The 9330-nt window shown below is 60.8% G+C and carries 7 protein-coding genes; 1 reads left to right on the forward strand and 6 read right to left on the reverse strand.

Features of this window, described 5'->3' with window-relative positions; genetic code table 11:
- Positions 1–133: 133 nt before the first annotated feature.
- The 6 genes from ACTNBU_RS11860 to argC form a co-directional block, all read right to left on the reverse strand.
- On the reverse strand, positions 134–1246 hold the full coding sequence (locus ACTNBU_RS11860; protein ID WP_441034223.1) for an alanine racemase: 1113 nt from the start codon (positions 1244–1246) through the stop codon (positions 134–136).
- A 12-nt stretch (positions 1247–1258) separates the two neighbouring features.
- Complete coding sequence (gene nhaC, locus ACTNBU_RS11865; RefSeq protein ID WP_441034225.1) at positions 1259–2710, reverse strand: Na+/H+ antiporter NhaC; 1452 nt, start codon at positions 2708–2710, stop codon at positions 1259–1261.
- A gap of 426 nt (positions 2711–3136) precedes the next feature.
- Positions 3137–4363, reverse strand: coding sequence for an aspartate aminotransferase family protein (locus ACTNBU_RS11870; protein ID WP_441034227.1), 1227 nt, complete (start codon positions 4361–4363; stop codon positions 3137–3139).
- Between the two features lie 87 nt (positions 4364–4450).
- Positions 4451–5299 (reverse strand): acetylglutamate kinase, encoded by an 849-nt coding sequence (gene argB / locus ACTNBU_RS11875; protein WP_441034234.1) that lies wholly within the window; start codon positions 5297–5299, stop codon positions 4451–4453.
- A 71-nt stretch (positions 5300–5370) separates the two neighbouring features.
- Positions 5371–6594, reverse strand: a complete 1224-nt coding sequence (gene argJ, locus ACTNBU_RS11880; RefSeq protein ID WP_441034228.1) for a bifunctional glutamate N-acetyltransferase/amino-acid acetyltransferase ArgJ — start codon at positions 6592–6594, stop codon at positions 5371–5373.
- A gap of 144 nt (positions 6595–6738) precedes the next feature.
- A complete protein-coding gene (argC, locus tag ACTNBU_RS11885) occupies positions 6739–7815 on the reverse strand; it encodes an N-acetyl-gamma-glutamyl-phosphate reductase (protein WP_441034230.1) in 1077 nt (358 codons plus the stop codon).
- A 211-nt stretch (positions 7816–8026) separates the two neighbouring features.
- On the opposite strand from argC, the gene ACTNBU_RS11890 reads away from it, so the two are divergent.
- Positions 8027–8935 (forward strand): LysR family transcriptional regulator, encoded by a 909-nt coding sequence (locus ACTNBU_RS11890; protein WP_441034232.1) that lies wholly within the window; start codon positions 8027–8029, stop codon positions 8933–8935.
- Positions 8936–9330: the final 395 nt, after the last annotated feature.

A 9330-nucleotide genomic window follows, 5' to 3' on the forward strand; every position in this document is an offset into this window, starting at 1 on the left:
ATGATTTTCTAGTATCAGGCCCTGCGAGACGCGCCCGCCCCCCCCCCCCCCCCCCCCCCCCCCCCCCCCCCCCCCCCCCCCCCCCCCCCCCCCCCCCCCCCCCCCCCCCCCCCCCCCCCCCCCCCCCGGAAGATCATTCCGTATCCAGGAGCTTTCCGTTTTTGCGATAGACCACATGGACGCTCTCCGTGTTGGTGAGGTAGACCATAGTGGCGTAGCACAGGTCAAACTCCAGCACGTCGCCAATGTGGATCTGTTCCTTCACGTCCTCCACGTCCAGGATGGTGTGGTCGGAGGAGGCACCCAGCACCTCCACACCCTCCATCCGGGGCTCCAGGTCAAAGGGATCGCCGTAGTCCACCCGGCCGAGACCCAGCAGCGCCCGGCGGCGGATGCCGCGGTCCGTGAAGCTGGGAACGTTGCCGAAGGCGTCCTGAGACAGCTCACCCACCGGATAGGTGGGCTTGTCCCGGCACTCCACCACCTCCGCCCGGAGCGTGAATACGTCCCGGTGCATGAAGTCCATGTCGCAGTCCACGATGTGGCCCAGCACCAGGCACTCGCCCAGGCGGAGCAGATTGATGCGCTCCGGCATAGTGCCCTCCAGCACCATGTGGATGGAGGTGGACGCGCCGCCGGAGATCCACTCCAGCTTCCGGCCAATGGCGGCCTCCACCGCCTCGGCGGCGGCGATCAGCTCATGCATCTTCTCTGGTGTGGCCTTGACGGAGCCGTAACAGCCCAGGTTGGTACCCACGCCCGCCAGCTCCAGGTGGGGGAGCTGGGTCTCGATCTCCACTGCAGCGGAGATCAACTCCTCCCGGGACCAGAAGCCCTCACGCAGGTCGCCCAGGTCCACCATCAGGATGACCTTGTGGCGCTTGCCCTGCCGTCCGGCCTCGTCGTTGAGAGCACGGATGACCTGGATGTCGCTCTGGAGACTCAGCTCCGCCAGGGAGACGGCGTCCTCCAGTTCGGAGAGCATGGGGATGCGGATCAGCATCAGCGGCGTCTTTACGCCGTATTCCCGGATGCGGCGGAGCTGTTCCACCCGGGAGGAGGCAATGTACTGGAGACCGGCCTCGTCAAAGACCCGGACCATCTCCGGCAGGGCGGTGAAGCCCTTCACCACGCCGGCAATGCCCACAGAAGAAGCCTGGCAGCGCTGAGACAGCGCTGCCAGATTCTCCTGTAACCGGTCGAGATCGATCTCCAGCTGGGGATAGCGATTTCGATGATCACTCATATGCTTAATTCCTTACTTCGCAACAGCCTGCTTCTTGTAGGGCTTGTTGTCCAGATCCTTCAGGGTGATGCCCAGGAAGGCGAACAGGATGGTGGCCAGAGGCATCAGCCAGTTAAAGAACGCGAAGGGACCGTACTGCGCAACGCCCACGCCCAGAGTGTCGGAAATGAACACGCCGCAGGTGTTCCAGGGGATCAGGGCGGAGGTCACGGTGCCGGAGCCCTCAAGGGAAGCGGACAGGACGGAGGGATGCAGGCCCATCTTCTTGTACTCCTCGGCGTACATACGGCCGGGAACCACGATGGAGATGTACTGCTCAGGCATAGTGGCGTTGGAGACCACGCAGGTGACCTCGGTGAGGGTGACCAGACCGGCGGGACCCTTGGCCAGGCTCTTGAGCTTGTTGACGATGACTTCCAGCTGGTGAGTGTACTCCATGATACCGCCGAACATCATGGCGATGATGGTCATGGACACGGAGAACATCATGCCCAGGATACCGCCGCTCTCCAGCAGACGGGTCATGGTGTAGCAGGTTTCCTCGGACAGGGTGGCGGCCAGCATGGCGGCCACGTCCTCGCTGAAGTAGTAGCCGTTGATGCCGTAATCAAAGATGGTGCCCAAGTTGCAGTCGGGCTGGAAGATCATGCCCAGCACAGCGCCGGAGACGATGCCCAGGGTGATGCCGGGGATGGCGGGCACCTTCATGGCCACGGCCACGATAACGATCAGCGGCGGCAGCAGCAGGATGGGGCTGATGTTGAACACACCGCCCTCAGCGGCGTTCAGCGCGTTGGCGAACTCGGTGACGCGGCTCAGGTCAGCGTCGCCGCCGTGATACTGGGTGACGCCCAGGATGCCGAAGATGATGAGGGTGATGGCGTAAACCGTGGCGGTGGGGATCAGCATGGCCTTCACGTGGGTCATGACGTCGGTACCGGCCATGGCGGGCGCCAGGTTGGTGGTATCAGACAGGGGGGACATCTTATCGCCGAAGTAGGCGCCGGAGATGATGGCGCCGGCGGTCATGGCGGGGCTCATGCCCAGGCCGAAGCCGATGCCCATCAGAGCCACGCCCATGGTGCCCATGGTGCCCCAGGAGGTACCGGTAGCCAGGGAGGTGATGGAGCAGATCAGCACGGTGGCGATGAAGAAGATGGCGGGATGCAGGACCTTCAGGCCGTAGTAGATCATGGAGGGCACAACGCCGGCGTTGATCCACACGCCGATCAGGATACCGACGATGATCAGGATGCAGCAGGACTGCAGGGCCTTGTAGATACCGTCCATCATGGACTTCTCGATGTCCGCCCACTTATAGCCGAGGTGCATGGCCATCAGGGCGGCGGCGCAGACGCCCACGAACATGGGCACATGGGGATCAACGCCATAAATGATGATGCCGACCGCCAGAGCGGCGACCAGAATAAGCAAGGTCACGAGGGCCTCCCAGAGTTTTGGCATACGCGGTTCTTTCGTCTTACTTTCCTTACTCACGATGTTACCAACCTTTCTTCAAATGCATTGACATTTGTCCAGCCTGTTGGCCGGAAAAACGCATTTCGTGGAACGGATTCTTGTGGTAATTCTTGACTTCTGAGGATTTCAGGTATTCGCTTTTGCGCTGGGGATATGGGGGGCCGACAACAACTCCTTCCTCTCATAGCTCTCATCATTTACATGTCCGGACAGGGATACGTACCTGTTCCGGGATGGGGACAGTGGGAATTCCCACTGTCCCCATTATAAACCGTATCAGCTGTTATTGCAAGACATAATCATCACGCCGTCAAATTCTCTGGAAACAGACTGGAAAAACTCAGCCTGCCTCTACAGCGCTCGCATAGAGCTGGCGGGATCCCTGCAAAAATGAGCTCTTCCGGCGGGAAATCAGCAATAGCCCAGCTCGGCCATGGACTCGTCGATGGCCTTGCAGACGATGTCGATCTCTTCCTTGCCGACGATCAGAGGCGGCACGAAGCGCAGGACGTTGCCAGCGGTGTTGTTGATCAGGACCTTCTTCTCATAGCACTTGTCAACGATGGGAGCGCCGGTCTCCAGCTTCAGCTCCATGCCGTCGATTAGGCCCAGGCCGCGGACTTCCTTAACGGTGTTGGGATACTTCTCAGCGATCTTGCGCAGCTCCTGACGGAAGTACTCGCCCATCTCTCTGCAGTGATCGATGACGCCGCCGTTGATCATGGTGTCCAGAGTGGTGGCAGCCAGAGCGCAGGCCAGAGGACCACCGGCGAAGGTGGAACCGTGGGTGCCGGGAGTCAGGGTCTTGGCAGCGTCGCCGCGGGCGCAGACAGCGCCGATGGGCACGCCGGAGCCCAGAGCCTTGGCCATGGAGCAGGTATCGGGCTCCACGCCGTAGTTCTGATGGGCGAACAGCTTGCCGGTACGGCCGGAACCGACCTGCACCTCATCGAACATCAGCAGGATGCCACGCTCGTCGCAGATGTCGCGCAGGCCCTGCAGGAACTCCTGGGTGGCGGGACGGACGCCGCCCTCGCCCTGAACAGGCTCGGTGAGGATGGCGCAGACGTCATCGGTCAGCTGCTCCTTGACGGAGTCCAGGTTGTTGAACTCGGCATACTTGAAGCCCTCGGGCAGCGGGGAGAAGTAACGGGGATCATGGACGGGGGTCTGGCCGGTGGCGGTGGCGGTGGCCAGAGTACGGCCATGGAAGCTCTTGATCATGCTGATGACGGTGTGGCGCTCGGGATGGCCATGGTCAACGGCATACTTACGGGCCAGCTTGATCTGACCTTCGTTGGCCTCAGCGCCGGAGTTGGCGAACATGACCTTCTCGAAGCAGCTGTTCTCCACGATGAGCTTGGCAGTCTGGATGGCCGGCTCATTGTAGTAGTAGTTGGAGCAGTGCAGCATGGTCTTGGCGCGCTCCTGCAGAGCGGCCACGATGGCGGGATGGCAGTGGCCCAGGCCGTTGACGGCGATGCCGCCCACGAAGTCCAGGTACTTGTTGCCGTCCAGGTCCCAAACCCAGGCGCCCTCGCCGTGATCCATCACGATGGGCACTCTGACGTGGTTGCCGTACAGATACTTGTCGGCCTCGGCGATGGCCTCGGCGTTGCTGGTGAATCTCTTGATCATGGGAATTTCCTCCTTCATTTGATTGATCGGTTCTGATCTATTCTCCCGCTCCGGGCTGCGCGGCCAGCCCAGAGCGTATGCAGGAGCTTACTGTTTCCACTTGATGCCCACGCTGGGCAGGTCCTTGCCCACCGTAGTGCCGATGCCCTCGTTGGTGAAGGCCTCGTACAGGATGCTGTGGGGCTTGCGTCCGTCGATGATGTGGACGTTGGTGACGCCCTCCTCAATGGCCTGAACGCAGCAATCCACCTTGGGAATCATGCCGCCGGCGATGGTGCCCTGGTCCTTCAGACCCTGGACGTCGGCGATATTCAGGTAGCTGATGACGTCCCGGAGCTTGATGTCGTTGCACAGACCCTCAATGTCGGTCAGCAGCATCAGCTTCTCGGCACCCAGAGCGCTGGCCAGCTTGCCGGCGGCGGTGTCGCCGTTGATGTTGAAGCTGTTGCCGTTGCCGTCGGTGCCCACAGGAGCCACAACGGGGATGTAACCGGCGTCCAGCATGGCCTTCACGGGCGCGGCGTTCACCTCGGTGACGTCGCCCACATAGCCCAGCTCCTCGCTGCGCTGCACGCACTTGTAGATGTTGGCGCTGATGCCGGACAGGCCCACGGCCTCGCCGCCGGCCGCGTTGATGCGGCCCACCAGCTCACTGTTCACCTGGCCGATGAGCACCATCTCCACCACCCGGATGATATCCTCGGAGGTGTAGCGCAGGCCGTTGATGAACTGCACGGGAATGTCCAGCTTCTCCAGCATCTTGTTGATGCCGGGGCCGCCGCCGTGGCTCAGCACGGGCTTCATGCCCAGCAGCTTCAGCATGACAACGTCCTGAATGACAGCTGCCTTCAGTTCTTCGTTGATCATGGCGTTGCCGCCGTACTTGATCACGATGATCTTCCCGGCGTATTTTTTCAGATAGGGCATAGCCTCCATCAGCGTGGAGACCTTGGCCTCAATGTTTTCCAACGGGGGTCCCTCCTCTGTTGTCAGACTGTGGCGCGGGATCAGGAACGATAGTCGCCGTTGATGTGGACGTACTCGTAGGTCAGGTCGCAGCCATAGGCGATGGCGGTGCCGTCGCCGCTGTGGAAGTCGACGATGACGGTGACGTCATGCTCAGTGAGGACTTCTTTGGCCTTCTCCTCGCTGAAGTCGGTGCCGAAGCCGTCCTTCATGACCTGGACCTCACCGGCGGCGCTCTTCAGGATGCAGTCGGCCTTGGTGGGATCCACGTCAGCGCCGGAGTAACCGGCGGCGGCCATAATACGGCCCCAGTTGGCGTCCTTGCCGAACAGAGCGGCCTTGAACAGAGTGGAACCGGCGATGGAACGGGCCACCAGACGGGCGTCCTGCTCGGTGGGCAGACCATAGGCCTCCACCACCATCAGATGCTCGGCGCCCTCCCCGTCGGAGGCGATGCGGCGGGCCATATCCACGCAGATGTGCTCCACCAGGCCAGCCAGAGCGGCCTTGTCCTCCTCGGTCTCGATGGCCACGCCGGAAGCACCGTTGGCCAGCAGGAACAGGGAGTCGTTGGTGGAGGTATCACCGTCAACGGTGGTCATGTTGAAGCTCTTGTCGGCAGCGGCCTTCAGGATGGGCTGCAGAACAGAGGCGTCCACCTTGGCGTCGGTGGTGACGAAGGACAGAGTGGTGGCCAGGTTGGGGTGGATCATGCCGGAGCCCTTGGCCATGGCGCCGATGCGGATGGTGCCGCCGGACAGCTCCAGCTCATAGGCGGATTCCTTGCGCTTGGTGTCGGTGGTCATGATGGCCCACGCGGCATCGGAGCCCTTGTCGGGAGACAGCTCGGGCACGATGCGGCGGACGCCGTCCAGGACCTTCTCAACGGGGAGCTGCTGGCCGATAACGCCGGTGGAGCAGACGAAGACCTCGTCCTCGCCCAGACCCAGCAGCTTCTCAGCCTCTTCCTCAACCAGCTTGGCGTTGCGCAGACCCTGCTCGCCGGTGGCGGCATTGGCGTTGCCGCTGTTGATGACGATGGCCCGGGCCTTGCCCTTCTTCAGGATCTCACGGTCCAGCAGAACGGGAGCGGCGCAGAACTTGTTGGTGGTGAACAGCGCGGCGCAGGAAGCGGGAGTCTCAGAGTAGAGGATGCAGACATCGGGCTTCTCAGCCTTGCGGCTCTTGATGGCGGCGTAGACGGCACCGGCCTTGTAGCCCTTGGGAGTAGTGATGCCGCCTCCAACGATTTCCTTATATGCCATAGATGACCATACCTTTCCGCCATGCTCCGGAGCGGGTGCGCTTGGCCCCACTCGCCGTCACGGCAAATGAATTTTGGCAGCCGCGCCCCTCCGGACGCGGCGCCGTTTTGATGCGTTGAAGCGTATCCGCCCTGTCAGACAGGATCAGGGATACTGGGGAGCCACCATCAGGCCGGTGGTCTCGGGCAGGCCGCAGATGAGGTTCATGTTCTGGATGGCCTGGCCGGCTGCGCCCTTGCCGATGTTGTCGATGACGGAGCTGACGATCAGGCGATGGGTGCGGGCGTCGTAGGTGGGAGTCATGTCGCAGAAGTTGGTGCCGGCCACCCACTTGGTCTGAACGGGCTTGCTGGCGGGGAACACATGGACGAAGTACTCATCCTTGTAGAAGTCGCTGTACAGCTTGTAGAGCTCGTCGTTGGTGATGGGAGCCTTCAGCGTGGCATAGATGGTGACCTCGATGCCGCGGACCTGGGGCAGCAGATGGGGCTGGAAGTTGATGTACTGCCAGGTGTCGGGCTTCATCAGATCCTTGCCGGTGATGTAGGCGATGTTCTGCTCGATCTCGGGGGTGTGGCGGTGACCGCCGCCCAGAGCGTAGGAGCAGAAGCTGCCGGAGGCCTCGGTCAGCAGCTTGTTCAGAGCGGGCCGGCGGCCGGCACCGGTATAGCCGCTCTTGGCGTCGACAACGATGGTGTTCTCCACGATCATGTCGTTCTTCAGGGCGGGATACAGGCCCAGAGTGGTGGCGGTGGGATAGCAGCCGGGGTTGGCGATGAGGCTCTTGCCCTTGGCGCGGTCACGGAAGATCTCGGGGATGCAGTACACGGCGTCGTGGCTCAGCTGGGGATTGGGATGCTTCGCGCCATACCACTTCTCCCACACGTCGGGATCACGGAACCGGATGTCGGCGCCGATATCGATGAGCTTCTTGCCGCCGGCGATGACCTTCTCGGCATACTGAGAGACCTCACCGGAGGGAACGACGATGAAGACAACGTCACTGTCCTCGATGATGGTGTCCAGGGTCTTGGGATCGTTCAGATCCATGATCTCGCTGTCATAGAAGCCCACCAGAGCGGGGTGGGAATCCTGGATCTTGGTACCCACAGCGAAGGTATCCGCCACATGGGCCAGCTCGGTCTCAGGATGATTGATCATCAATCTGAGGAGCTCGCCGCAGACATAGCCGGTGGCGCCGATGAAAGAATAACGAATCATGACTTTGTCCTCCTTAAAACATTTGATTTTTCTCAACTTGGGACTGTTTTTGGGAATTCTCACAGAAAAATGAGTTTTGCATGATGATTCTGTTGAAATCTTCACGCTTTTATTGTATAATTTTTGACTGAAATGTACAAGCGAACTTTTTTTCTGCCGAAAATTCCAAACTGGAATACGGGTTTTCTCAGAGAGAACGGGGGAACTATTTATGAGTATCCGCAAATATCAGGCGTATCTGAAGACCATTGAGACCGGGAGCATCACCAAAGCGGCGGCGCAGCTGGGGTACACCCAGTCGGCGGTGAGCCGGATGATCGCGGACCTGGAGGACAGCTGGGGCGTGACGCTGCTGTCCCGGAACCGGCCCGGTGTGGAGATCAGCTCCGAGGGAATGCTGCTGCTGCCCGCCATGCAGGCGGTGGCCAAGGACTATGCGGACCTGCAATACGCGGTGTCGGAGATCCACGGGCTCCACTCGGGCCTCATCCGCATCGGGGCATTCACCAGCGTGGCCACGGGCTGGCTGCCGCTGATGATCAAGTCCTTCCATGAGAAGTACCCCAACATCACCTTCCAGCTCATCAACGGTGAGTACAACCAGATCGAGACTTGGCTGCGCCGGGGCATCATCGACTGCGGCTTCCTGGCGCTGCCGGTATCCAACGATCTGGAGGGCCGGTTCCTCCTCCAGGACTCCCTGGTGGTGGTGATGCCGCCGGACCATCCCATGGCGAAGGAGGCCACCTTCCCGGTGGACCGCCTGAACTCAGAGGATTTCATCTCCCTGAAGGAAGAACAGGACCATGAGATCAGCCACTTCCTGGATCACCTGAAGCAGAAGCCCAACATCCGGTATGAGGTGAGCAACGACTTTGCCATCCTGGCCATGGTGGAGTGCGGCCTGGGCATCAGCGTGGTCCACGAGCTGATCCTCCATCCCAACCGGTTCGGCATCGTGAAGAAGCCCTTCGACATTCCCCAGACCCGGGACATCGGCGTCGCGGTGGATCCCAGTTCTCCCTCCTCCACCATCACCCGTCTGTTCGTGAAGTACGCGGAGGAATGGGCCAAGGAGCTGCGTCCGGCCATCCAGCTGGAGATGGGAACGGCTCAGTGAGGAGCAGATCCGTCTCCTTCAAAGATTTCCCTATTATCATATCAGATTTCTAAGACTATTTCAACCCGTCCAATATCAGTCATTTTCCCTAAAACAAAAGCGGCAAAGGCACGAGGAAGAAAACCGGGCAGCGGAGGCACCTGTTCTTCCCCCGCTTTACCGCTGGGAAAAGATCACTTTGTGAAATATCGAAGACTGTTTGACAGAGTTTCAAATCTTGGAGGACGGGCCGCGGGGCCCGTCCTCCAATTTATGAAATGTATGTGTACAGGACGGAAGGCTGCTTAGAAGATGCCCTGAGCCATCATGGCGTCGGCGACCTTCTGGAAGCCGACGATGTTGGCGCCAGCCACCAGGTCGTAGCCCAGGCCATAGCGCTCGGCGACCTCGACGGA

This window comes from Dysosmobacter sp. HCP28S3_G4 (assembly GCF_052065175.1).
Taxonomy (GTDB): Bacteria; Bacillota; Clostridia; order Oscillospirales; family Oscillospiraceae; genus Oscillibacter.